General features: G+C 72.9%; 23 protein-coding genes. 6 read left to right on the forward strand and 17 right to left on the reverse strand.

Annotation, left to right across the window (positions count from 1 at the left end; all coding sequences use genetic code 11):
- Nucleotides 1–73: 73 nt before the first annotated feature.
- The 9 genes from ACYVOM_RS37860 to ACYVOM_RS37900 all read right to left on the reverse strand — a co-directional run bounded on the left by ACYVOM_RS37860 (nucleotide 74) and on the right by ACYVOM_RS37900 (nucleotide 7,891).
- Entirely contained in the window at nucleotides 74–1,069 is a 996-nt protein-coding gene (locus ACYVOM_RS37860) for an LLM class flavin-dependent oxidoreductase (RefSeq protein WP_460308438.1), read from the reverse strand.
- Between the two features lie 18 nt (nucleotides 1,070–1,087).
- The gene (locus ACYVOM_RS37865) at nucleotides 1,088–1,381 is read right to left on the reverse strand and encodes an ArsR/SmtB family transcription factor (RefSeq protein ID WP_460308439.1); all 294 of its coding nucleotides are present in this window, start codon (nucleotides 1,379–1,381) and stop codon (nucleotides 1,088–1,090) included.
- A 98-nt stretch (nucleotides 1,382–1,479) separates the two neighbouring features.
- Nucleotides 1,480–3,630 (reverse strand): FtsX-like permease family protein, encoded by a 2,151-nt coding sequence (locus tag ACYVOM_RS37870; protein WP_460308440.1) that lies wholly within the window; start codon nucleotides 3,628–3,630, stop codon nucleotides 1,480–1,482.
- Nucleotides 3,627–4,346 carry an ABC transporter ATP-binding protein gene (locus tag ACYVOM_RS37875; RefSeq protein WP_460308441.1) on the reverse strand — a complete coding sequence of 240 codons (720 nt, stop codon included), beginning with the start codon at nucleotides 4,344–4,346 and terminating at the stop codon, nucleotides 3,627–3,629. Before ACYVOM_RS37875 ends, ACYVOM_RS37870 begins: the two co-directional genes overlap by 4 nt.
- Nucleotides 4,343–4,867 (reverse strand): PadR family transcriptional regulator, encoded by a 525-nt coding sequence (locus tag ACYVOM_RS37880; protein WP_460308442.1) that lies wholly within the window; start codon nucleotides 4,865–4,867, stop codon nucleotides 4,343–4,345. Before ACYVOM_RS37880 ends, ACYVOM_RS37875 begins: the two co-directional genes overlap by 4 nt.
- 85 nt (nucleotides 4,868–4,952) lie before the next feature.
- Nucleotides 4,953–5,717, reverse strand: a complete 765-nt coding sequence (locus tag ACYVOM_RS37885; protein ID WP_460308443.1) for a sulfite exporter TauE/SafE family protein — start codon at nucleotides 5,715–5,717, stop codon at nucleotides 4,953–4,955.
- A complete protein-coding gene (locus tag ACYVOM_RS37890) occupies nucleotides 5,714–6,202 on the reverse strand; it encodes a rhodanese-like domain-containing protein (protein WP_460308444.1) in 489 nt (162 codons plus the stop codon). Before ACYVOM_RS37890 ends, ACYVOM_RS37885 begins: the two co-directional genes overlap by 4 nt.
- A 32-nt stretch (nucleotides 6,203–6,234) precedes the next feature.
- Nucleotides 6,235–7,548, reverse strand: coding sequence for an MBL fold metallo-hydrolase (locus tag ACYVOM_RS37895; RefSeq protein ID WP_460308445.1), 1,314 nt, complete (start codon nucleotides 7,546–7,548; stop codon nucleotides 6,235–6,237).
- A gap of 73 nt (nucleotides 7,549–7,621) precedes the next feature.
- A complete protein-coding gene (locus tag ACYVOM_RS37900; protein WP_460308446.1) occupies nucleotides 7,622–7,891 on the reverse strand; it encodes a metal-sensitive transcriptional regulator in 270 nt (89 codons plus the stop codon).
- Between the two features lie 304 nt (nucleotides 7,892–8,195).
- Here ACYVOM_RS37900 and ACYVOM_RS37905 point away from each other — a divergent pair, with 304 nt between their 5' ends.
- The 4 genes from ACYVOM_RS37905 to ACYVOM_RS37920 all read left to right on the forward strand — a co-directional run bounded on the left by ACYVOM_RS37905 (nucleotide 8,196) and on the right by ACYVOM_RS37920 (nucleotide 12,886).
- Entirely contained in the window at nucleotides 8,196–10,355 is a 2,160-nt protein-coding gene (locus tag ACYVOM_RS37905; protein ID WP_460308447.1) for an MMPL family transporter, read from the forward strand.
- A 172-nt stretch (nucleotides 10,356–10,527) separates the two neighbouring features.
- The gene (locus ACYVOM_RS37910; RefSeq protein ID WP_460308448.1) at nucleotides 10,528–11,007 is read left to right on the forward strand and encodes a VOC family protein; all 480 of its coding nucleotides are present in this window, start codon (nucleotides 10,528–10,530) and stop codon (nucleotides 11,005–11,007) included.
- A 119-nt stretch (nucleotides 11,008–11,126) separates the two neighbouring features.
- Nucleotides 11,127–11,717: a hypothetical protein gene (locus ACYVOM_RS37915; RefSeq protein WP_460308449.1), complete on the forward strand. Its 591-nt coding sequence runs from the start codon at nucleotides 11,127–11,129 to the stop codon at nucleotides 11,715–11,717.
- Nucleotides 11,714–12,886 carry a PrsW family intramembrane metalloprotease gene (locus ACYVOM_RS37920; RefSeq protein ID WP_460308450.1) on the forward strand — a complete coding sequence of 391 codons (1,173 nt, stop codon included), beginning with the start codon at nucleotides 11,714–11,716 and terminating at the stop codon, nucleotides 12,884–12,886. The genes ACYVOM_RS37915 and ACYVOM_RS37920 overlap by 4 nt, the downstream gene beginning before the upstream one ends.
- On the opposite strand, the gene ACYVOM_RS37925 is transcribed toward ACYVOM_RS37920, so the two are convergent.
- From ACYVOM_RS37925 to ACYVOM_RS37935, 3 genes are all read right to left on the reverse strand, one after another.
- Nucleotides 12,887–14,446 (reverse strand): amidase, encoded by a 1,560-nt coding sequence (locus tag ACYVOM_RS37925; RefSeq protein ID WP_460308451.1) that lies wholly within the window; start codon nucleotides 14,444–14,446, stop codon nucleotides 12,887–12,889.
- Nucleotides 14,443–14,760: a hypothetical protein gene (locus tag ACYVOM_RS37930; RefSeq protein ID WP_460308452.1), complete on the reverse strand. Its 318-nt coding sequence runs from the start codon at nucleotides 14,758–14,760 to the stop codon at nucleotides 14,443–14,445. Before ACYVOM_RS37930 ends, ACYVOM_RS37925 begins: the two co-directional genes overlap by 4 nt.
- 107 nt (nucleotides 14,761–14,867) lie before the next feature.
- Nucleotides 14,868–16,127: an ABC transporter ATP-binding protein gene (locus tag ACYVOM_RS37935; protein ID WP_460308453.1), complete on the reverse strand. Its 1,260-nt coding sequence runs from the start codon at nucleotides 16,125–16,127 to the stop codon at nucleotides 14,868–14,870.
- Nucleotides 16,128–16,358: 231 nt separating this feature from the next.
- Here ACYVOM_RS37935 and ACYVOM_RS37940 point away from each other — a divergent pair, with 231 nt between their 5' ends.
- Nucleotides 16,359–17,288, forward strand: a complete 930-nt coding sequence (locus ACYVOM_RS37940) for a carbohydrate kinase family protein (protein ID WP_460308454.1) — start codon at nucleotides 16,359–16,361, stop codon at nucleotides 17,286–17,288.
- Nucleotides 17,289–17,683: 395 nt separating this feature from the next.
- On the opposite strand, the gene ACYVOM_RS37945 is transcribed toward ACYVOM_RS37940, so the two are convergent.
- The 5 genes from ACYVOM_RS37945 to ACYVOM_RS37965 all read right to left on the reverse strand — a co-directional run bounded on the left by ACYVOM_RS37945 (nucleotide 17,684) and on the right by ACYVOM_RS37965 (nucleotide 21,322).
- The gene (locus ACYVOM_RS37945; RefSeq protein ID WP_460308455.1) at nucleotides 17,684–18,817 is read right to left on the reverse strand and encodes a glycerophosphodiester phosphodiesterase; all 1,134 of its coding nucleotides are present in this window, start codon (nucleotides 18,815–18,817) and stop codon (nucleotides 17,684–17,686) included.
- A gap of 206 nt (nucleotides 18,818–19,023) precedes the next feature.
- Nucleotides 19,024–19,824 carry a serine/threonine-protein kinase gene (locus ACYVOM_RS37950; RefSeq protein ID WP_460308456.1) on the reverse strand — a complete coding sequence of 267 codons (801 nt, stop codon included), beginning with the start codon at nucleotides 19,822–19,824 and terminating at the stop codon, nucleotides 19,024–19,026.
- A 4-nt stretch (nucleotides 19,825–19,828) separates the two neighbouring features.
- Nucleotides 19,829–20,194 carry a roadblock/LC7 domain-containing protein gene (locus ACYVOM_RS37955; RefSeq protein WP_460308457.1) on the reverse strand — a complete coding sequence of 122 codons (366 nt, stop codon included), beginning with the start codon at nucleotides 20,192–20,194 and terminating at the stop codon, nucleotides 19,829–19,831.
- A gap of 8 nt (nucleotides 20,195–20,202) precedes the next feature.
- Nucleotides 20,203–20,571: a hypothetical protein gene (locus tag ACYVOM_RS37960; RefSeq protein ID WP_460308458.1), complete on the reverse strand. Its 369-nt coding sequence runs from the start codon at nucleotides 20,569–20,571 to the stop codon at nucleotides 20,203–20,205.
- A gap of 322 nt (nucleotides 20,572–20,893) precedes the next feature.
- Complete coding sequence (locus tag ACYVOM_RS37965; RefSeq protein WP_460308459.1) at nucleotides 20,894–21,322, reverse strand: roadblock/LC7 domain-containing protein; 429 nt, start codon at nucleotides 21,320–21,322, stop codon at nucleotides 20,894–20,896.
- 231 nt (nucleotides 21,323–21,553) lie between these two features.
- Between ACYVOM_RS37965 and ACYVOM_RS37970 the strand changes: the two genes are divergently transcribed.
- Entirely contained in the window at nucleotides 21,554–22,018 is a 465-nt protein-coding gene (locus tag ACYVOM_RS37970; protein WP_460308460.1) for an SRPBCC family protein, read from the forward strand.
- Nucleotides 22,019–22,036: the final 18 nt, after the last annotated feature.

The following is a 22,036-nucleotide window of genomic DNA, read 5'->3' on the forward strand; positions in this document are numbered from 1 at the left end:
CCCCTCCACCCTTCGTGGAGACCCGAACCTAGCGGGAAGATCCACAAGTGAAGGGCGGAACGGGAGGATCGCGTCAGATGGGCAGGGACATGGCTTTCGCGGTGAGTTCGACCGAGTGGAGGCGGTCTGCCAGGACGGGGGCCTGATGGGTGACCATGATCTCGTTGGAGAGGGTGGAGGCGGCGAACTCCTCCAGCCACGCGCGGACCTCGTCGGGGGTGCCGGCGGCGGTGCAGCGGGTCATTCCGGCGAGGGGCCTGCCGTTCGGGGAGGCGAGGAAGGCGTCGATCTGGTCGTCGGTGAGGTCGGCGGCGCCCATCGGGCCGCGGGAGATCATCGCGCGGGCGCGGGCCCGGTAGGCGACGGTCTTCTGCTCGATGGCCGTGTCGTGGTCGTCGGCGGCGAAGACGTTCGCGGCGGTGATCAGGTACGGCTCGGCGAGGTGCTCGGACGGCTTGAACGTGTCGCGGTACAGACCGGAGGCCTCGTGCAGCGCGTCGGGCGCGAAGTGCGAGGCGAACGCGTAGGGCAGGCCGAGCTGGGCGGCGAGCTGCGCGCCGAACAGGGACGAGCCGAGGATGTACAGCGGCACCGGGTTCTCGGCGAGCGGCACGGCCTGGACGCCGGGCACCAGGGAGTTCCCGCTCAGGTAGCCCTGGAGTTCCAGGACGTCCTGGGGGAAGGTGTCGGCGGAGGTGTTGTCGCGGCGCAGCGCCCGCATGGTGCGCTGGTCGGTGCCGGGGGCGCGGCCGAGGCCGAGGTCGATCCGGCCGGGGAACAGGGTCTCCAGCGTGCCGAACTGCTCGGCGATCACCAGCGGCGAGTGGTTCGGCAGCATGACGCCGCCGGATCCGAGCCGGATCGACTCGGTGTGCGCGGCGACGTAACCGATGAGGACGCTTGTCGCGGTCGAGGCGATCGAGGCCATGTTGTGGTGTTCGGCGTACCAGACCCGCTTGTACCCGGTCCGCTCGGCCGCGCGGGCGAGTTCGACGCTCGCCGCGAAGCTCTCGCGGGGCGTCTGCCCGTTGGCCACGGGGGCGAGGTCCAGGATGGACAGTGCGGTCATGAGCTCTGACTACCTTTCCTAAAGATCGCGGTGGACCCGTGCGGCGAACTCCCGGATGCGCTCCTCGTCGCGCCGGTAGTACGTCCACTGGCCCCGCCGGGTCGCCGTGACGAACCCGGCCCGCTGGAGCACCGCGAGATGCGCCGACATGGTGGACGCCGAGGTGCCCGCCTTGCGCTGGAGCAGGCCGACGCAGACGCCGAGTTCCGCCGCGTCGCCGACCGGGAAGTGGGTCTCGGGCTCTTTCAGCCACTCCAGCACCCGCAGCCGGGTCTCGTTCGCCAGGGCCTTGCACTCGTCGAGCACGGACACCGCCCCTTCGGCATTTCGCTGATTAACGAAATACTATGCGCCGTCCAGCCTTGCCCGGAACGCGACGGGGGCCGCCCTCGGGAGGGCGGCCCCCGTGATCACTCGAACCGGGTGGCGGTCGTGCCGGTGCCCTGCCGGACCAGGGAGGCCGCGCCCGCCGTGGCGGCCGCGGTGAGCGCCAGGCCGACGGCCAGGGTGGCGAAGAAGACCGGGTCGGGGAACCCCATGCTGAGCTGGCCCCGGGTGAGTCCTTCGAGGATCAGCCAGGCGACGCCGAACCCGGCGGCCGACGACAGCAGCAGGACCGCGGCCAGCGGGACCGCCGTCTCGTAGGCGATCACCCGGCGGAGCACCTTCGGCGGCATGCCCATCAGCCGCATGAGGCCGAGGACCCTGCGCCGGTCGAGCATCGCCGCGGCCGTGGACACCGCGAGGGAGACCCCCGCGACGAGGATCGCCACGAAGACGCCCAGGTAGGCGAGCCGCGCGAGGTTCCCGACGACCCCGCGCAGGCCGAGGTCGGCGATGTCGGATCGGGTGAGCGCCACGACGGTGGTGAGGCCCGAGACGTCCAGGGCGGTCCTGGCCCGCTCCAGCCCGGCCGGGGTGCCGTCGGTGAGCGCGAAGGCCATCGACGGCTCCAGCCCGCGAAGGCTCCGCAGCGGACTCGGCGTCGCGGGCGCCTCGGGTTTCGGCTCCAAGAACGGCCAGGCGTCGAACCGCAGGTACCGGGCGCCGGAATCGACCGGGAGACCCAGTGCGCGGGCGTCGTCGGCGGAGACGGCGAGGAACTCCCGTTCGGCAGGTCCGTAGGCGACGATGAGCCTCTGCGCGCCCGAGGCCGCCGTGCGCAGCGCGTCGGGGGTGGCCGCGCCGGGCGCTATCCCGGCGAAGACGCTGCTCACCGGGGCATGGCCCGGCCCGGTGTCCGGCGTGGTGCCCTGGTCGACGGAGCTCGCGCCGCCGGCGAAGACGCTCACGGTGAACACCGCGACGACCATGCCGCTGACCGAGCGGAACGTCGCCGCCGGGGTCGCCCGGATCCGGCCGCCCGCGATGGTCCCGGCGGCGCTCTCGGCCCGCCGCTCCAGGGCGCGGCCGGCGAGGAGCGTCAACCAGGGGCCGACGACGGCGATGCCGACGGTCGTCAGGACGAATCCGGCGAACGGCAGGACCTGGAGCGCGGTGTCGGGCAGCGCGTCCGACCCGAGCGTGGCGACGGCCATGACGGCGAGGCCCGCGACGAGGGGAAGGATCCGCCACGCCTTCGGGAGGCGCTCGCGGCGCTGCCGGGCGGCGCCCAGCGGTCCGATCCCGTCGCGGTGGATCCGCCAGGCCGCCGCGGCTGCGGCGACCCCCGCCACGGACACGACGGTGAGGGCGGCGATCGCCGGGGACACCCCGAGGTCGGCGGCGTAGAGCCTGCCCTCGGCGACGGGCATCAGGGAGGCGACCGGGCGCAGCGCCCACGCGAGCAGCGCGCCGACGACGCCTCCGGCGAGCGCCACGGCGCCCATCTCCCAGGCGGCGAGCCGGGCGAGCGCGCCGGGCGTCGCGCCGATGAGCCGCAGGGTGGCGAAACGCTCGGCGCGGGCCGCGGCGCCGAGCCGGGTGGTGATCCCGACGAGCAGCAGCACCGGGAAGAACACCGCGACGCCGCCGATGAGCATGACGGTCCGGTAGGAGCCGCCCCGGACCGCGGGTTCGGCGTCCAGTTCGGTGACGACCGTCGGATGCGCCAGCGCGGCGGCGCGTTCGGGGGTCACGCCTTTGACGACGACGAGGGCGTCGGGGCCGGGCAGGGCCGACGCGGGAAGGGTTCCGGCGAGGACGCCGTACCGGGCGCCCAGTTCGGCCGGGGGCGCGGCCGCGATGAGCTCGGCCAGCGCCGGCGAGGCGTAGTAGGAGCCCGCCGCCGGAAGCGCCCCACCGCCGGGGAGGGTCGCGGAGGCGTCCGGCCCGGCGGCGACGTCGCGCCGGAGGATCGGGACGCCGCGGTGGTAGTCGGTGGAGCGCACCCACAGCGCCGCACCGGGTTCGAGCACCCCGCTTCGGGTGGCCGCGTCCGCCTCGGTCCCGCTCGTGTAGAGCCAGGCGGCGCGCTGCTCGCGCTGCTCCAGGCCGCCGCCCGCGCCCCACAGCAGCAGGAAGGCGGCGACGCCCAGGGCGACGCCCGCGCCGATGCCGAGGAGGCGGCCGACTGAGGAGCGGCTGCCGAGGAGGGCGAGCCGGGCGGCCGAGAGGTTCACGCGGCCACCGCGCCGATCCGGCCGTCGCGCACGATGACCTCGCGGTCGGCGTGCGCGGCGGTGCGCGGGTCGTGGGTGATGAGGACGACGGTCGTGCCGTCCTCCCGGACGAGGTCGAGCATCGCGGTCAGCACGTTCTCGGCCGCCAAGGAGTCGAGGGAGCCTGTGGGCTCGTCGGCGAAGAGCACCTTCGGGCGGGTGACCAGCGCACGGGCGATCGCGACGCGCTGGGCCTGCCCGCCGGACAGCTCCGTGGGGTACTTCTCCCCCGCGCCCGCGAGGTCGAGCCGGTCGAGGGCGGCGCGCGCGGCGGTCCGGGCGCGGGCTCTGGGCGTCCCGGCGAGCAGCAGCGGGAGGGCGACGTTGTCGGCCGCGGTCAGCTCGGGCAGCAGCTGGCCGAACTGGAAGACGAAACCGAACTCGCTGAGGCGGAGCCTGCTGCGATCGGCCTCGCCCAGCGCCGAGACGGTCCGGCCCGCGACGTCCACGGTGCCCTCGTCCGGGGTGATCACCCCGGCGAGGCAGTGCAGCAGGGTCGACTTGCCTGATCCGGAAGGCCCCATGACCGCGAGGACCTCGCCGCGCCGCACGTCGAGGTCGACGCCGCGCAGCGCCTCGGTCGGGCCGAACGACTTGCGCAGCCCCCGGGCGGAGATGACGGGGGCGGGCCCGCCGGACGGCGGCTCGGCCGAAAGGCGGGGCAGGGGGGCGTTCATCGGAGTTCCTCTCGCAGGGCGTCGAGGCGGGCGGCGGCGAGGTCGATCCACCGCAGGTCGGCTTCGAGGTGGAAAAGGGCGTGGTCGAGGGCGAGCACGTCGAGGAGGGCCGCGTCGCGCCGGGCGCGGGTCAGCTCGCGCATCCGGGCGAGGTGGGAGGTGCGCTGGACGTCGAGGAGCCGTTGCGCGTCCTCGTCGACGAGGAGCGCGATGACGGTCTTGGCGAACAGGTCGCTGCGCGACGTCGGCGAGGGCGGCTCGGCGGTGAACATCCAGCCGAGCAGCATCTCCCGCCCGATGGGGGTGATCTCGTACTTCTTGCGGTCGGGCGCCTCGCCGGTCGCCTCGTGGCCGCTGAGCACGATGAGGCCGTCGCGGACCATGCGCGAGAGCACCGCGTACACCTGCCCGAAGGCCAGTGGTTTCTCCGCCCCGAAGTACCTGTCGAAGGCGTGCTTCAGGTCGTACCCGTGGCTCGCCTCTCGGCTGAGCAGCCCGAGAAGGGTCTTCCCGTTGTCCATGGTCGGTGACTATACGCGTGATGTATAGCCAGGTAGATCCCTCCCTGGAATGACCTCGCCTCCCTCCCGAGTACCACGCGGGCCCTTAGGCGGCCCCGAAGGCCATCAGCGGCACAAGGGCGAGGACCGTCCAGGCGAAGACGCGGCGGGTGCGGTCGGGCGGGACGCGGCGGGCCAGGCGGCCGGCGAGGAGGGAGGCGGCGATCGCGGTCGCGGCGAAGGCGGCGACGAGCCCGAGGTCGAGGTGGGCGCCCAGGTGGGCGGTGAAGCCCGCGGCCGAGTTGACGATGATCACCACGAGGGAGGTGGCCGCGGCCTCGGCCGCGGTGAGGCCCAGCAGGAGCGTCATGGCGGGGACCGCGGCGAAGCCGCCGCCGACGCCGAAGACGCCGGTGAGGGCGCCCGTGCCCGCCCCCGCCAGCAACGCCTTGGGAAGGCAGTGGCGGCGGTCGGGGCGGGCGCCGGGCGCGGCGCGGCAGGCACCGCCGAGGGGGGTCGCGTCGCGCAGCATGCGGACGGCGACGACGACCATGAGCACGGCGAACACCGGCATGAGGACCCGCTCGGAAAGGGCCCCGCCGAGTTTCGCGCCCGCCACCGCCGCGGGGATGCCTCCGGCGGCGAAGACCGCGGCGACGTTCCAGCGGATGAGGCCGGAGCGCAGGCGGGGCAGGAGCGCGCCCGCCGACGACAGCAGCACGACCACCAGTGAGGTCGGGATCGCGACGGTGACGGGCTGGCCCGCGAGGAACACCAGGACGGGGACCGCGAGGATCGATCCTCCCGCGCCGAGCAGGCCGAGGGTCACGCCCACGGCCGCCGCGCCGAGCAGGGTCAGTGCCAGGCTCACCGGTTCCAGGGCAGGAGCGCGAGGCCTCGCCCCATCAGACAGGTGTCGGTCGCGCCCGCGAAGGCGAGCCCCGCGCCGACGAACCCGGCGACGGCCACGGCGGGCGTCCACGCGAGGCTCGCGAGGACCGAGGCGAACACCAGCGTCCCGGCGACGAACCGCACCTGGCGCTCAAGACTCCATGTCTGCTTCCCCCGCACGAGGTCTCCCCCGTCGGCCTCCCAGGCCTGGACGCCGCCGTCGAGCACCGCGCCGGTGACGAGGCGCTGCGCCTGCCGGGCCCGCATGCCCGAGCGGCACACGAGGACGACGGTGCGGCCCGCCGCCTGCTCGGTGACCGAGGCCAGCGCGGACGGGAGCGCGTCGAGCGGCACGTTGACCGAGCCGGGTATGTGCGCGGACTCGAACTCGGCGGGCGTCCGCACGTCGAGGAGGAGGGCGCCGCCGCCGAGGGCGCGGACGCGGGCGGTGTCGAGGTTCTGCATGGCTCTTCTTTCCCGTGGTGCGTGGTGGTCGGTCAGGCGAGGTCGGGGGCGGCGGCGCCGGTGAGCGCCAGCGCGGTGAAGCCCGCCCGGACGAGCAGGGTCGCCGCGATCGAGGCGCGGCGGCCGGAGCCGCACGCGACGAGGACGGGGCGGGAGGGGTCCAGCTCCGCCGGAATCCCTCGGGTGACGAGGTCGGGCACGAACCGCTCGATCGCGCCCGGAAGGGGGCGTTCGGCGTGCTCGTGCGGCATCCGCACGTCGAGGACCTGCGTTCCGGGCACGAGCGGGGCCGCCTCGTCGAGGTCGAGGAGGGTGAAGCGCGAGGTGGCGAGGCCGCCGAGGTCGTGGACCGTGCCGCGCATGTCGTCGAAGCCGATCCTGGCGAGCTGGACGCGCGCCTCGGCGACGTCCTGGCCGGGCTCTGCGACGAGGACGACGGGCGCGCCGTAGGGCAGCAGCCAGCCGGCCCAGCTCCCGAAGTCGTCGGCGAGTTCGATGCCGAGCGAGCCGGGCAGGAAGCCTTCGGCCTGCCTTGCGCGCGGGCGGACGTCCACGAGGTGGACGCCGGGCAGCGCGAGCGCTTCGGCGGCGGTCAGCTCGGGCAGCGGGGACGTCGGCGCCGCGCCGGTTCCCCGGACGTTGCCGGGGCCCATGTGCGCGTAGAACGCGGGGATGGGCAGCCTGGTCTCCAGCATCTGGTCGGCGAACTCCTCGGGGCCGGGCAGCGCGAGCAGCGGGTTGCCGTCGCGCTCCGCACCGATGGTCGAGGTGTGCCGGCCCGCGCCCGTCACCGTGCAGAAGGAGCCCTCCCCGTGCGTCGGGTAGAGGCCGACGTCGCGCGGCAGGCCGGCGAGCCTGTGGACGGAGCCGTACTGGAGGCGGGCGAGGGTGCGGGCGCGTTCGGGGCCGAGCAGGTCGGTGCGTCCGGCGGAGGCGACGAGCAGGCTTCCGCCGGAGAACACCGCGACGGGCTCGCCGTCGCGCAGCACGACGTAGCTGGTGTGCTCGGGGGTGTGGCCGGGCGTGTGGACGGGCCGGATCGTGAGGCCGTCGGGGCCGGGCAGGTCCTCCATGTGAAACGCGGGGGTGTGCCGGTATTCGGGAGCGGCCCCCGCCGGCATGACGAGTTCGGCGCCCGTCCGGGCCGCCGCGATCGGGCCGCCGGACAGATAGTCGTTGTGCAGGTGGGTCTCCAGGACGTACCGGACGTCGAGCCCGCGCTCGTCGGCGGCCTCGAGGAACCTGTCGACGTCGCGCTGCGGGTCGATCAGGACGGCGTGGCCCTCGTGGGCGAGGAGGTAGGACTGGTCGCCCAGTCCCGGCGTGCGGAACCCGATGATTTCCATGTGAAATACCCCCTGGGGTATAGCTGAGGCAAAAAAGGGGCCGTCCGCAGAGCGGACGCCCGGGGCCTTGGGCTCAGGCGAGAGCCAGGAACAGTTTCTCGAGATCGGCGACGTCCATCGGCGGTTCGTCGCCGCGCGCCGCGGCGGCCTGGCAGTGCCGCATGCCCGTGGCGACGAGCTTGAATCCCGCCCGGTCGATGGCCTTGGACACGGCGGCGAGCTGGGTGAGGACCTTCACGCAGTCCTCGCCCTCCTCGATCATCGCGATCACCGCGGCGAGCTGCCCGTTGGCGCGGCGCAGCCGGGTGACGGCGTCGCCGGCCAGTTCCTGGTTCATCTGCATACCTTAAGATACCCCCTAGGGTATTAACCTCCAAATCCACCACATGTCCCACCAAGCACCGGGATAGTGAAATTTGGAACGTTGTGACGCAGATCATCAGAGATAACCGCACTGATCCAGATTCCTAACCGATCGGACAGTTATCGTCGAGGCGGGGGCTCAGCGTCTTCGGCGGGATCGCGTGCGCGTCCGCGCACGACTCGCCCCCTCGCACCCATGCGCGAAAACCGGGTGCATGACTCCCCGCGGCTCCTCGGGCCCGAACGGGTCCCGACCGACACGGCGACATAGAGAGGTTTTCGGGGTGGCAGCTCTCCTCTACCGACTCGGCCGGTTCTGCTTTCACCGGCGCGGGCGCGTCCTTGCCGTCTGGCTGGTGCTGCTCGCGGCGCTCGGCGGCGCGGCCGCGCTCTTCAGCGGACCCACGACCAATGCCTTCACCATGCCCGGCACCGAGTCGTACCGGGCGATGAACACACTGGAACAGGCGTTCCCGCAGTCCGGAGGCGGCGCCGGCACGGTCGTCGTCGCCACCGCCGACGGCACGCCGCTCACACCGCAGCAGGTCGCGCCGCTCGTCGCCGAGGCCGCGAAGGTGCCCGGCGTCATCAGCGCGCTCGACCCCTTCCAGGTGCGGGCCGTCTCGCAGGACGGCAAGTACGCCATCGTCAACGTGCAGTTCGACACCACCGCGCAGGAGGTCACCGCCGAGCAGCGCGCGGCCTTCGAGGCCGTCGGCGCCGACGCGGCGGGGCTGCGCGTCGAGCACGGCGGCGAGGTGATGAGCAGCAGCGTCGAGGAGATCGGCTCGACCGAGGTCATCGGCGTCGCCGTCGCGGCGGTCGTCCTGCTCGTCACGTTCGGCTCGCTCGTCGCGGCAGGCATGACCCTCGCGAACGCGCTCGTCGGCGTCATCGCGGGCATGGCCGGGCTCTACGCGCTGAGCAGCCTGGTCGAGCTGAACAGCACGGCGCCGGTCCTCGCGCTGATGCTGGGCCTCGCCGTCGGCATCGACTACTCGCTCTTCATCACCTCCCGGTACCGGCAGTACCTCGCCGACGGGCTCGACCCGCGCGAGGCCGCCGGACGGGCGACGGGCACCGCGGGATCGGCCGTGGTGTTCGCGGGCGTCACCGTGGTCATCGCGCTCGCGGGGCTGTCGGTCGTCGGCATCCCGTTCCTCACCGTCATGGGCCTTGCCGCGGCAGGGACCGTCGCGGTGTCCGTCCTGGTCGCGCTCACCCTCCTGCCGGCCGTCCTCGGCTTCGCCGGGCAGAAGGTCCTGCATCGCCGGACGCGCAAGGGCACGAAGACTTCCGAGCGCGAGCCCTTCGGGTTCCGCTGGGGCCGGTTGGTCACCAAGGTGCGGATTCCCGTCCTGATCGTCGGGATCCTTGCGCTCGGCGGGCTCACCCTGCCCGTCCAGGACATGCGCCTGGCCCTGCCGGACGCGAGCACCGCATCCGAGGGCACTCCCGCGCGCGAGGCCTACGACCTGACGTCCGAGGGCTTCGGGCCCGGCTTCAACGGGCGGCTCGTCGCGGTCCTCACCGCCGACACCAAGGAGGCCGCCGCCGCTGCCGCCCAGCAGGCCGCCGGGCTCATCCAGGGCACCGAAGGCGTCCTCGCGGTCGCGCCCGCCCAGTTCAGTGCCGACGGCAGGGCCGCGCTCATCGCCGTCGTCCCGAAGACCGGGCCGACGGAGGCCGCGACCGAGGACGCGGTCCACGCGATCCGCGCGAAGGTCAAGGACGTCGCCGGCGCCGAGGTCGCGCTCACCGGCGTGACCGCGGTCGGCATCGACGTGTCCGAGAAGCTGTCGGACGCGCTGCCCGTCTACCTCCTGCTGGTGGTCGGCCTGTCGCTGCTGCTGCTCATGCTGGTGTTCCGCTCGGTCCTCGTGCCGCTGAAGGCCACCCTCGGCTTCCTGCTGACGATCGGCTCGACGTTCGGCGTCACCGTCGCGGTGTTCCAGGAAGGCCACCTGGCGTCCCTCATCGGGGTGGACACGCCAGGGCCGCTGGTGAGCTTCCTGCCGATCCTGCTCATCGGCATCCTGTTCGGGCTCGCCATGGACTACGAGGTGTTCCTCGTCTCGCGGATGCGCGAGGACTACGTGCACGGCGACACCCCGCACCAGGCGACCGTCAACGGGCTCGGCCACAACGCCCGGGTCGTCACCGCCGCCGCGCTCATCATGATGTCGGTCTTCGGCGGGTTCGTTCTGGTGCCCGACCCGATCATCAAGTCGATCGGGTTCGCGCTGGCCGTCGGCGTCTTCGTCGACGCGTTCGTCGTCCGGATGACGCTGGTGCCGGCCGCCATGTCGCTGCTCGGCAGGGCGGCGTGGTGGCTGCCGAAGCCGGTCGACAGGGCGCTGCCCGACCTCGACATCGAAGGCGCGAAGCTGCCCTCGGCCGAGGCGCCCGAGCCCGAGGTGAGGACGCCGCAGCCCGTCGGCTGACGGATCCGTGCGAGAAGGCCCCGGAAGTCGAACTTCCGGGGCCTTTCGCGCTTCCCTTGCCCTTCACGGCCCGCAGTACCGAAAGAGCACGACGACCATCTCCGTGCTCTTCACCCCTTACCTGCCCGCGCGAGCCTTCCCCGCCGGATCGTCCCGGCCGTAGGGTGCGGGCGTGAACCCCTCCCCCGCGGTCCCCGTGCTCGAAGGCAGGAAGATCTGCCAGATCGGCATCCTCGTGCCCGACGTCGACGCGGCCGTCGCGTCCTACGCGGCGTTCTGCCCGCCCGAGCTGTGGCGCAGGGTGGAGCCGGACGGGCCGATGCCCGGCACGTCCTACCTGGGCGCCCCCGGTGAGTTCACCGTCCGCCTCGCGTTCGGCGGGGCCGGGCCGGAGATCGAGCTGATCGAGTCGGTGCGCGGCCCGAGCGTCTACAGTGCCTGGCTGGAGACCCGCGGACACGGGGTGCACCATCTCGCGGTGTTCGTGGAATCCCTGGAGGAGGAGACGGCCCGGATGGAGCGGGCCGGTTTCCCGCTCGTGCAGTCCCTCACGGGCTTCGGCCCGCATGCCGACGGCGGCTACGCGTTCTACGACACCGTCGCCGTCCTGGGCCACTACACCGAGGCGCTCCGTCCGGCGACCCGCCCCTGACGACCCCGAGACCGCCACAGAACCCGACATTCGCGATAAACCACCAATAAGTAGTGTGATCATCGCAGAAAGTGACGATACCTACGTCAGTGGTGCCGGGCGGACGAGGGGGAAGTGCCGTGATCGACGGTCCTGCGCGTTCTCGGCTGCCCGCGGCGGCCCGGCGTGAGCGCTACGGCACCTGGAAGAGCTCGCTCCTGCTCTTCGGGTTCGTCTGCCTGTGGGAGGGGTTCTGGCTCGGCTGGGACGCCCTCGTGCCGGGACGCGAGGAGGTGACCGCCGGACAGGCCGTCCAGGTGTCCCCCTCGGTGTCCTTCATCCCGGCGCACGCCTGGTCGCTGTCGCGCGGCAAGACCACGCCCGGCAGCCAGGCGACCGTCACCCGCAGATCCAGCGCGTTCGTCGTGCGGCTCGCGCCGTGGACCGAGCACCTCGACGCCAAGGTCGAGCAGGAGCGCAGGATCCTGCGGTCCGCGTCGGGCGCCCGCGTCTTCGGCGGCGACCAGTCGTTCCAGACCGAGAACGGGCTCAGCGGCGTCCGCTTCTACTACTCCGGCGTGCGCGGGGAGGGCCTGGTGTGGATGGGCTGGGAGCCGACGGCCAGGACCGTCGTCACGGTGCGCGCCGAGAGCCCGCACGGCACGCTCCAGCGCCACCTTCCGGACTTCCACGAGATGGTGGACAGCGTCCGGATCGGGACGCGGACATGACGGCGGTGCGCGCCGACCCGTCGCCGGAGGAGGCCCCGCCGGGCGTCGACGGCTTCTTCCAGCCGCGCCGCGCCGCCTTCTGGCTGCTGCTGTTCTTCCTCGTCGTCGGGGCGTTCTCGACGCTGTCGAAGATCCACCTCAGCTACGAGATCGTGCCTACCGCGGTGCTCGTCGGCATCTTCGTGTGGACGCTCTACACGGTGCCCTTCCTCTGGTTCCTCCGGGCCCTCGACGTCTTCGAGCAGCACTCCCCGCTCGGTTTCGCGCTCGCGTTCGCCTGGGGCGGGTTCGGCGCGGTGTACCTGGTGATCCCGGTGAACAGCGCGGTCGAGTCGCTGGCCGCCAAGCTCGGCGGACCGGAGTTCGCCGCGAACTGGGGGCCCGCCCTCGCCGGGCCGACGAACGAGGAGCTGTTCAAGTACCTCGGCGTGGTGCTGCTCGTGCTGATCGCGCGGTCGCAGTTCCCGACGATCCTGTCGGTGGTCGTCACCGGGGCGACGGTCGGGCTGGGCTTCCAGGTGATGGAGGACCTCGTCTACACCGCCAACACCGCGATCCAGTTCCCCAGCACCAACCAGGTCGCGCCGGTCGTCGTCATGCTGATCGTGCGGGGCGTGCTCGGCGGGCTGTGGAGCCACGCGCTGTACACCTCGATCGCCTGCTTCGGGCTCGGCTACCTCGTCGCCCGGCCCGACCGACCGCTCGGGCGGCGGATCGCGGTCGCCGCGGCGTTCTTCCTGCTGGCCTGGTCGGCGCACTTCTTCTGGGACTCGCCCCTGCTGCGCGGCCTCGGCGGCGGCGTCATCGTCCTCGCGCTGGTCAAGGGCATCCCGGTCCTCGTCGTCGGCTACGCCGTCTGGTACCTCGCCGAGCGCGAGGAGGGCCTGCGGGTGCGCGCGATCACCGAGTCCTACCTCGACCGCTCCCTCGTCGCCCCCGAGGAGATCCGCACCCTCGCCTCGTTCCGCGACCGCAGGGCCGCGCGCAAGACGCTGCGCTTCCGCCACGGCAGGCCCGCGGCCCGGACCCTGCGCCGCCTGCAACGCGCGCAACTGCACCTGCTGCGCGTCTGCGGGCAGAGCGGGCCGGGCCCGCAGGCCTGGCGCGCCGCCCAGGAGGTCCGCGCCCTGCGCGCGGACCTCGCGGACATCACCGGCTTACCCGCCTGATCACGCGCTCGCGGCGGCGGCCTCCTCGGCGGTGAGGACGAGCGGGGCCACGAGCCCGCGGGCCGCGACGCCGGCCTGCGGCGGGTCCACCGGACGGCGCAGGTGCCAGTCGGTGGCGGCCTGGTAGGCGGAGGCGACCTCCAGCAGGCGGTCCTCTTCGTAGGGCTGGCCGCCGAGGATCGCGCCGACGGGGACGCCCGAGGCGCTGAACCCGATCGGGAAGCCGATCTCGGGCAGGCCGAGGATGTCGAACGGCACGACGCTCGTCTGGAGGATGACGTCGCACTGGGCGAGCGGCCCGTCGAGGACCTCCCGGATCAGGTGCGCCTTCGCGCGCTGGGAGGTGATCCACTCGTCGCCCGACAGCATCAGGCCCTGGAGCCAGCTCAGCACCGAGACGCCGAACAGCTTGAGGTCCCGCTGGAGGTGGGCGCGGAACGGCTCGGTGCGCTCGGCGAGCCGGGCGTCGTTGAACGTGCCGGTGAGCAGCGCCCAGTCGTCGGGGTAGGCGACGTCGACGAGGCGGACGCCCTCGATGCCCGCGAGGGTGTCGAGGAAGGCCTGGCGCAGCGCCGCGGTGCTCCCGCTCGCGTAGCCCGCCGGGACGCCGACGACCGTCGTGCGGCGCATCTTCGGCCTGCCCTTGCGCAGGACGGGCGTCGCGGCCCGGACGAGGTCGGGCAGGTCCGGCAGCCCCTGGGTGCGGGGGTCCTTCGGGTCGGGACCGGACATGACGGTCAGCATGACCGCCGCGTCGAGCGCGTCGCGGGCGATCGGCCCGGAGTGGTCGCGGGTGAACGACAGCGGGATGATGCCGTAGAGGGACGTGCGGCCCATCGTCGGCTTCAGACCCGTCATGTTCTGCTGGTTGGCGGGCAGGATGATGCTGCCGCCGGTCTGGGTGCCGATCGCGGACGTCGCGAGGCGGCCCGCGACCGCCGTGGCCGGTCCGGTGGACGAGCCGCCCGGATCGGTCGCGATGTTCGTCGGGGTCCAGGCGTTGACCGTCGTGACCGTGCCGTTCGGGGTCGTCGCGCGAGTCGTGGCGAGCGGGCCCATCTGGCCCTTGCCCAGCACGATCCCGCCCGCGGACGTGAGCCGGGCGACGGCCGTGGCGTCCTCGTCGGGGACGAAGTCGGCGAACACGAAGGAGTTCGCGGTGGTCGCGATCCCCTTGGTGAAGTAGTTGTCCTTGACGCACAACGGGATGCCCGCGAGGACCCCGGTCGGCCTGCGGTCCTGGGCCTTGGCGGCGTCGAGGGCGGCGTCGCGGGCGATGGCGTTGAAGGCCTTGTAGGTGGGCTCGAACGCGTCGATGCGGGCGAGGTGCGCCTCGACGAGGGTGCTCGGCTTGAGCTTGCGGGCCCTGATCAGCGCCGCGGCCTCGGCGAGGGTCGCCTCGGTCGGGTCGTCGAGCGCGGCCTGACGCACGTCCACGTCGGGCAGGGAGGGCGCGAGCGGCCTGCCGCCCGCCTTGGCGGGCGAGGCGACGAAGGCGGCGGCCCCTGCCGCGGCGCTCGCCTGCGCGAGGAAGATACGGCGCGAATACTCCCGGCTCACCTGCCCTCCTCCGTCCAGGCCTCGGTGATCGACGGGTAGAGCAGCGGCGGGGACGCCTGCTGGGCCTTGGCGAGGCCGTCGGGGCCGGTCGCGGGAGGCGTCCAGAACGACAGGGCCGCGGGCCGACCGCCCTGCCGGACTCCGTTGACCTTGGCCCCCGCGAGGAAGGTGCGCAGCGACTCCATGGCCGCGGCGCGCGTCGGGGACCCGGTCACGGGGTCGGCGGTCTCGGGGAGCTGGTCGATGTCGACGCCGGCGAGGGCGAGCCGCGCCCGGATGAGGGCGTCGAGCTCTGCGTCGGAGGGGATGGCCACCGGAGCACGTCCTTTCTCGATCTTCCGGTGATCACATCGGCCTCCGGTTTCCCGGGGGTTTCGGAGCGGTTCGCTTGGAGTTACTTGATGCCCGAATTGTCGCTGTGTCAGCGGGTCGGGGTGTCCACGCGCCGGCCGCTCGCGGCGAAGAAGAGGGCGCGGTCCAAGTCCACGGCGAGGTGGACGCGGGCGCCCTGGACCATGGTGCGGGCGGCGCCCGCGCGGAACAGCAGGTCGGTGCGGCGTCGCTGGCCCACGTGCCGGGGCTCTTCCTGCGGCGGTTCGGCCGGACGTCGGCGCAGCAGCCCGCGCAGCCTGCCGTCCTCCCGCCCGCCGTCGGGGCGCGGCCGCGGCCGGACCCCGACCGCGTCCACGTCGACGCCGGGGATGCTCACCTCGGCGAACGCCATCCACTCGTGCCCGTGGAACTCCGCGGCGCGCAGCCGCGCCGTGATGACCGGCCCGCCGGACGGCTCGGCCACCGGCGTCAGCGACTCGGGCCGCAGCCCGACGATGACGGGGCGGCCGTGGTGCGGCACGAACGCGTGCGAGCGCGGGTCGCTCCACGGCAGGGTGAGCTGCTGGTCGCCGAGCGAGATGATGATGCCCTCGTCGCGGACGGCCCAGGCGGTGCCGGCGAGCAGGTTGATCTGCGGGCTCGACAGGAACGCCGCGACGAACACCGTGGCGGGGTCGTCGTAGACCTGCTGGGGCGTGCCGACGTCCTGGAGGACCCCGTCGCGCATGACGCCGATCCGGTCGGCGAGGGTGAGCGCCTCGATCTGGTCGTGCGTGACGTACACGGTGGTCGCGCCGAGCGAGCGGACCATGCCGCCGATCTCCATCCGCAACTCGGTGCGCAGGCCCGCGTCCAGGCTCGACAGCGGCTCGTCCATGAGGAACACGCTCGGCTCGCGGACCATCGCCCGGCCCATCGCGACCCGCTGGCGCTGGCCGCCGGAAAGGGTCGCGGGCTTGCGGCCGAGGAGGCCGTCGAGCCCGAGCGCGCGGGCCATCTCCGTCACCTTGCCCGCGGTCTCCTCGGGCTCCTCGCCGGACAGCCGCAGCGGGAAGCCGATGTTCTGGCGGACGGACATGTGCGGATAGAGCGCCCCGCTCTGGAAGATCATGGCGACGTCGCGGTCGCGCGGCTGGAGGTCGTTGGCGCGCCTGCCGTCGAGCCACAGGTCGCCGCTGGAGATCTCCTCCAGGCCCGCGATCATCCGCAGCACCGTGGACTTGCCGCAGCCGGACGGGCCGAGCAGGACGAAGACCTCGCCGTCGCGGATGCGCAGCCGCATCCCGTCGACGACCCGCTGCCCGCCTCCGAACGACTTGCTGACCCCGTCCAGCACGATCTCGGCCATCACACCCACCTAGCACCCGGCACGCCTCGTGTTACCCGCATCACAACCTAGGCGTCGGACCACGAAAAGAAAAGATCAGAAATTCCGCCGCGAGGTGGGTGTTCGCCCTCATGAACATGAGAGACATTCGGGTCTGGCTGTTCTACACTCTCAGCCCGCGACGGCTCCGCGTGGAAGGGGCGTCCGGCGTCCCCACCCCCACGCGCCGCGGCGCGGAGACGGAGAACTGCCATGAGCCACCCCCCGATGAAGGTCGCCGCGGTCGGCGTCCACGTGCTGGACACCCACGTCGTCGGGGTCACCGGGATCCCCGAGGGGTCCGACGGGCAGATCGTCGAGACGATCCGGTTCTCGGCGGCGGGCACCGCGGGCGGCACCGCGCTCGTGCTGGCGCGGCTCGGGGCCGAGGTGCGCAGCTTCGGGGCGGTCGGCGCCGACCCGATCGGGGCGGCGCTGCTGTCGCTGCTGGAGCGCGAGGGCGTCGAGACGTCGGGGCTGGTGCGCAAGGACGGGCAGCAGACTTCCGCGTCGGTCCTGCCGGTCCGGCCGAACGGCGACCGGCCCGCGTGGCACTGCATCGGCGCGAACGGCGCGTTCACCCTCGACGACCTCGACCGGGACGCGCTCGCCGGGATCACCCATGTGCATTTGGGCGGGCCGGAGTTCCTCGGCGGGCCCGCCGCAGGAGAACTCCTCGCCTACGCGCACTCCCTCGGCGCGACCACCTCGGTGGACGTCCTCGCGCCCGGCGACCCCGACATGCTCGCGTGGATCGCGGACGCGCTCCCGCACACCGACTACCTCCTGCCGAACGACGAGCAGGTCCTCGGTTTCACCGGCGCGCCCGACCTCGCGTCCGGCGCCCGCGCCCTCGTCGAGCGCGGCGCGGGCTGCGTCGCCGTCACCCAGGGCGCCAAGGGCGCGCTGGTCGCCACCGCCGACCGCGTCTTCGAGGTCCCCGCCCTGCCCATCCCGCCCGAAGAGCTCGTCGACACCACCGGCTGCGGCGACGCCTTCTCGGCGGGCTTCCTGCGCGCCCTGTCCCTCGGCCGCGACCTGGAGGCCGCCGCCCACCTCGGCTGCGCCACCGCCTCCTTCGTCGCCCGAGGCCTGGGCACCGACGCCGGCACCTACAACCTGGAAACCGCCCTAGCCCTCTAACCCGACCTCAGCACCCCCGCACGACCACGCGAGGCTCCGTTCCCCCGGAGCCGCCAAGCGCGCCCATGCGCGGATTGTTTCCAGGGAGCGCCGAAGGCGCGGCCGCTCACGTGATCGGGCGCCCCTGGGCTGCCCCGTAGGCCCCCAGGGCCGGAGGGGCAGCCCAGGGCGCGAAAGCGCCCGATCACAGCCCGACCGCAGGCCCCCCAGGGCCGGAGGTCGGGCCAGCAAACACAGCGCGAAAGCGCCCGATCACAGCCCGACCGCAGGCCCCCCAGGGCCGGAGGTCGGGCCAGCAAACACAGCGCGAAAGCGCCCGATCACAGCCTTGCCGCAGGCCCCCAGGGCCGGAGGCAAGGCCGGCAAACACAGCGCGAAAGCGCCCGATCACCGCCCTACCGCAGGCCCCCAGGGCCGGAGGCAAGGCCAGCAAACACAGCCCGGGCGAGGGCCGGGTCGTCGGAGAAGATGCCGTCGATGTCTTGGGCGAGGAGGAGCTTGAGCCAGCCGGTGGCGTCGCCTTGGGCGCGGGCGTAGGCCGGGGAGGCGGGGTCGCCTTGGCGGAAGTCGGCGGGGAGGAAGGAGTTCTCCGGGCGGAAGGTCCAGGGGACGACGGTGAGGCCTACGCGGTGGGCGTCCTTGACGAGGGCGGTCGGGGCCGTGGTCCTGCCCGCCGTGTCGAGCGGGATGATCCAGTTCGTCGCGGGGCCTATGCCGTCGGCGAATGAGGCGGTCCAGCGCAGGCCGTCGCGGGTGACGAGGTCGGCGTAGGTGCGCGTGTCGCCGGATGCGGTGAAGTCGTAGGGCCTGCCGGTGGCGTTGAGCAGGAAGACGAGGCGGACGTCGGTGCGCTTGTCGAGGCGTTGGAGGATGCCGGGCTCGAAGGACTGCACGAACACCTTCGAGGAGCGCTTGGTCAGGCCGTTCTTCTTCAGCGCCTTCAGCAGCGGCTCGTCGAACGGCAGGCCGATCGAGGCGAAGTAGGTCGGGTGCTTGGTCTCGGGGTAGACGCCGACGCCGTGCTTCTTCGCCAGTTCCGCGACCTCGTCGAACGACGGGATGGCGTACTGGCCGTCGAAGGCGGTGTTGTCCGGGCGGATCGCGGGGATGCGCTCCTTGGCCCGCAGGGTGCGCAGCTGGGCGAACGTGAAGTCCTCGGTCCACCAGTCGGTCGCGGTGACGCCGTCGATGGTCTTGGTCTTCTTCAGGTCAGCGAACTCGGGGTGGGCGGCGACGTCGGTGGTGCCGCTGAGCGCGTTCTCGTGCCGGTCGACCAGGACGCCGTCCTTGGTGAGGACGAGGTCGGGCTCGATGTAGTCGGCGCCCTGCTCGATCGCCAGCTCGTAGGCGCCGAGTGTGTGCTCGGGCCGGTAGGCGCTGGCGCCGCGGTGCGCGACGACGATCGGCTCGGCCCTGTCCCGGCCGGGCGCGGCGACGGCGGTCTGTCCGGCGCCCGCCAGCAGCACGCCCGACGCGATGACGCCCGCGCTCAGGCCGGCGATCACGGTCCTCTTCCCCAGCAGCCTCATGGACAACCCTCCAAGATCGGTTGCCCCGGAAGCTATGCCGGTGCCGTATCGCGCGCGCCGACTCCCGGCGACGCGCACGCGAACATCGGGTGGCGCGACCCTCGGACGGCCGGGAAAGGCGCGAGGCCCGCTGCGACCGCGTCAGGGAGCGTTCCATGCCCTCCCCGGCCGCGCCGCCGGGGAGGGCCGCCCGAACGCCGCGCGCCTCAGCGGTCGGGACGGAAGGGGAGCACGCGGATCACGTCGCTCGCGCCGCGCATCCGCTTCGGCAGCTCGCCGGGGATCGCGGGCTCAGCGGGCGCGGGCGGGCCGTGCGGCGAGGCCGCGGCGGGCGGCAGCGTGACGGCTCCGGCGTCGCGCAGGTCCGCGAGCGCGCGCATCGTCGCGAACAGGCCGCGGCCGACGGTGAAGGCGAGGTCGCGGACGCTGCGCCTGCCGTTGACGGCCTCCAGAAGGGGGTCGTGCGCGACGGCGTCCGGGGTGCGCAGCGGGACCGTCGCGAAGGCGAGCCCCTGCGCGTCCCACTCGGCGGCGACGGCGAGCCGCCGCTCGGTCTCCCGGATGAGCTCCGGGGCGGCCAGCCCCGGGTCGAGCAGGACGAGCGGGCCGGTCTCGGTGACGTCCAGGGGCTCGGCCGCCAGCTTCTGCACGCCGCACAGGGCGAGCGCGAAGATCGCGTCGGCGAGCGCGGTCGTGGCCAGGACCTCGACGCCGAGCGGTCCGAGCACGCCGAGGAGCGCCTCGGCGAGCCGACCGTCAGGGGCCCCTTCGGCGAACGCGGCGCTCCACTGCGCTTCGCGGACGCGCCCGGAGCGCAGGAGAAGGGGTTCGGGGCCGGGCGCCGCGGGAGTCGAGGCCGCGACCACGCGCCCCTCCCGCAGGATGACGCTCCCGGAGACGGGACCGTCGGCCCGCAGGACCCCGGTGAAGCCCTCGCCCGCCCTCCGGTCGAGGCCGGCCAGCAGCACTCCGGCGGGTCTCGGACGCGCGTCGCGGCTCTCGCTCATCGGCTCAGCGGTCCACGAGTTCGGCCAGGCGCTGCACCGTCGTGCGGGAGCGGACGTGCAGCCGCGCCACGTCGAGGCCCTCGTCGCCGAGCACGACCATCAGCGCCTTCCTGCCGACGGCGTAGACGACGATGTGGCCGCTCGCGCACCGGACCACGACCTCGCGCAACTCGCCCATGCCGACCTCGTGGCCGGCGCTCTTGCTGAGGCCGAGGGTGGTCGCGGCGAGGGCGGCGAGCACGTCGGGCCGCGCCTCGTCGGTGTCCGCGACGATGAGCATGCCGTCGACCGACGCGGTCGCGGTCTCGGTCACGCCGGGGACGTCGCCGCGCAGCGCGGCGAGTTCCTTGAGCACTGCTTCCTTGTCCATGCGCGCGATCAGACCCCGAGTTCGCGGGCGATTCTGCGCAGCGTGAGCCGGGCCAGCGCCAGGTTGGCCTTCTCCCGCTCCAGTGCGACGTACATCAGCAGCCGGTCCTGGCCGCGGTCGATGACGCGGATGAGGTGGTACTGGGTGTCGAGGGAGATGAGGATGTCCTCGATGGAGTCCTCGATCTGGAGGGCCTTGAACGCCTTGACCTGGGCGCGGACGATGTCGGTGGTCACCGCGGAGGCGACGTCGAGGTCGATCTCGCCGGTCACCCGGATGCCGATCGGCATGCCGCTCTCGTAGTCGACGAGCGAGGCGCCGGCGGCCCCGTCGAGGTCCATGACCTCCTTCAGCGCCGCTTCGATGGTCTGGCTCATGGGTGCCCCCCGCTGAAAAGGAAACGCGAAAGTCACCGTCCGGTAGATACCGGATGGCTCCAAGATTCGCTGGATGCCGGGATCTTAACGCAATTAGTGCATTGCTCAAAATTTGTACTATTTCGTGAGAAGAATTCATATCTAACGACGCGTGTGCGAAAAATGGGAGTTGCTAGCACGGGCAAAAGGCTGGTGTCATATGCCCCCAGAAATGGCGTCAGGGGGATCGCGGGCATGAAAAAACCTCCCCGACCGCGCCGCCGGGGAGGTTCGCCCGGCACCGCGTGAGCGGCGTCCGGGACAGAGGGTGGGAGTCTCGGGGTCAGGACTCCAGAAGGGGTTCCAGGCTCTCGACGGCCGCGGTGGACCGCTCGGTGAGGCGCGGAAGGTCGAGGGAGGCGTCGCCGAGGACGACCAGCAGGCTCCTGCGGCCGACGGGGCGGACGGACAGGCGGCCGTCCGCGCACTGGATGACGACCTCGCCGGGACGGCCCAGGGCGATCTCGGCGCCGGTGGTGCGGCCGAGGCCGAGGGCGGTGGCGGCGAGCGCCGCCGTGACGTCGGGACGGCCCTCGTCGGGGACCGCCGCGATGAGCATGCCATCGAGGGAGGCCGCCGCGGCCGCGGTGACCCCGGGGACGTCGGCGCGCAAGGAGGCGAGTTCCCTCAGGACCGCCTCGGTATCGGCCTGCGCGACGGCCGGAAGGCCGAGGGCCGCTTCACGCAGGGCTCCTTCGAGGGTCTGACTCATGGCGCTCCCGTCCCGCTGGACACTCGACAGGTGCCGTCCGGGTTCTCCGGGCCGCACCAAGATCGCTGAATGCCCGTGATCGTAACGCAATGAGTCCGTTGTGCAAAATGCACCATTTCCCGTGCGCTGCGGCCTCAGAGGGGTTCCGGACCCGTCCGCGGCCCGCCTCCCTTGGCGAGTCTTGCCCCGCCGCGGGCCCTGCCCGGGGACGCCCGCGGGTAGCGCACCGGAATGGCCGTACGAGACATCTACATCGAGGCGCCGCGCGAAGACGTCTGGCGCGTCCTGGCCAACGGAATGGCCTACGCGGAGTGGGTCGTCGGCACCCGCGAGGTCCGCTCGGTCGACCCCGCCTGGCCCGCCGTCGGCGCGGAACTGCAGTTCACCGCAGGATACGGGCCCTGGAGGCTGCACGACCGCACCGTCGTGCGCGTCAGCCGCCCGCCGGACCGGCTGGAGCTGGAGATCCACGCGAGGCGGTTCGGCACGATCCGCGCGGCTGTCCAGCTCATCGAGTGGGGCACGGGCACCGTGGTCGTCCTCGACGAGCACCCGCTGCGCGGCCTCAGCGCCGCCTTCCACTCGCCCACCACCGAACTCGTCCTGCACCTGCGCAACCGTGTGGTCCTGGGCAACCTCTCCCGGGTCGCCCGGCGCGTCGTCGAGGCGCGGCGCACCGGCGTCGGTCCCGGCTGAGCCGTCCAAGGCACTGCC

Source organism: Actinocorallia aurea (genome assembly GCF_054783995.1).

What these genes read in the sequence shown, in the direction of transcription:
- ACYVOM_RS37950 (WP_460308456.1), bottom strand. Translation starts at nt 19,824, where the DNA reads ATGAGCGAGAGCCGCGACGCGCGTCCGAGACCCGCCGGAGTGCTGCTG.
- ACYVOM_RS37860 (WP_460308438.1), bottom strand. Translation starts at nt 1,069, where the DNA reads ATGACCGCACTGTCCATCCTGGACCTCGCCCCCGTGGCCAACGGGCAG.
- ACYVOM_RS37940 (WP_460308454.1), top strand. Translation starts at nt 16,359, where the DNA reads ATGAGCCACCCCCCGATGAAGGTCGCCGCGGTCGGCGTCCACGTGCTG.
- ACYVOM_RS37895 (WP_460308445.1), bottom strand. Translation starts at nt 7,548, where the DNA reads ATGGAAATCATCGGGTTCCGCACGCCGGGACTGGGCGACCAGTCCTAC.
- ACYVOM_RS37875 (WP_460308441.1), bottom strand. Translation starts at nt 4,346, where the DNA reads ATGAACGCCCCCCTGCCCCGCCTTTCGGCCGAGCCGCCGTCCGGCGGG.
- ACYVOM_RS37900 (WP_460308446.1), bottom strand. Translation starts at nt 7,891, where the DNA reads ATGCAGATGAACCAGGAACTGGCCGGCGACGCCGTCACCCGGCTGCGC.
- ACYVOM_RS37960 (WP_460308458.1), bottom strand. Translation starts at nt 20,571, where the DNA reads ATGAGCCAGACCATCGAAGCGGCGCTGAAGGAGGTCATGGACCTCGAC.
- ACYVOM_RS37970 (WP_460308460.1), top strand. Translation starts at nt 21,554, where the DNA reads ATGGCCGTACGAGACATCTACATCGAGGCGCCGCGCGAAGACGTCTGG.
- ACYVOM_RS37945 (WP_460308455.1), bottom strand. Translation starts at nt 18,817, where the DNA reads ATGAGGCTGCTGGGGAAGAGGACCGTGATCGCCGGCCTGAGCGCGGGC.
- ACYVOM_RS37880 (WP_460308442.1), bottom strand. Translation starts at nt 4,867, where the DNA reads ATGGACAACGGGAAGACCCTTCTCGGGCTGCTCAGCCGAGAGGCGAGC.
- ACYVOM_RS37920 (WP_460308450.1), top strand. Translation starts at nt 11,714, where the DNA reads ATGACGGCGGTGCGCGCCGACCCGTCGCCGGAGGAGGCCCCGCCGGGC.
- ACYVOM_RS37965 (WP_460308459.1), bottom strand. Translation starts at nt 21,322, where the DNA reads ATGAGTCAGACCCTCGAAGGAGCCCTGCGTGAAGCGGCCCTCGGCCTT.
- ACYVOM_RS37955 (WP_460308457.1), bottom strand. Translation starts at nt 20,194, where the DNA reads ATGGACAAGGAAGCAGTGCTCAAGGAACTCGCCGCGCTGCGCGGCGAC.
- ACYVOM_RS37935 (WP_460308453.1), bottom strand. Translation starts at nt 16,127, where the DNA reads ATGGCCGAGATCGTGCTGGACGGGGTCAGCAAGTCGTTCGGAGGCGGG.
- ACYVOM_RS37890 (WP_460308444.1), bottom strand. Translation starts at nt 6,202, where the DNA reads ATGCAGAACCTCGACACCGCCCGCGTCCGCGCCCTCGGCGGCGGCGCC.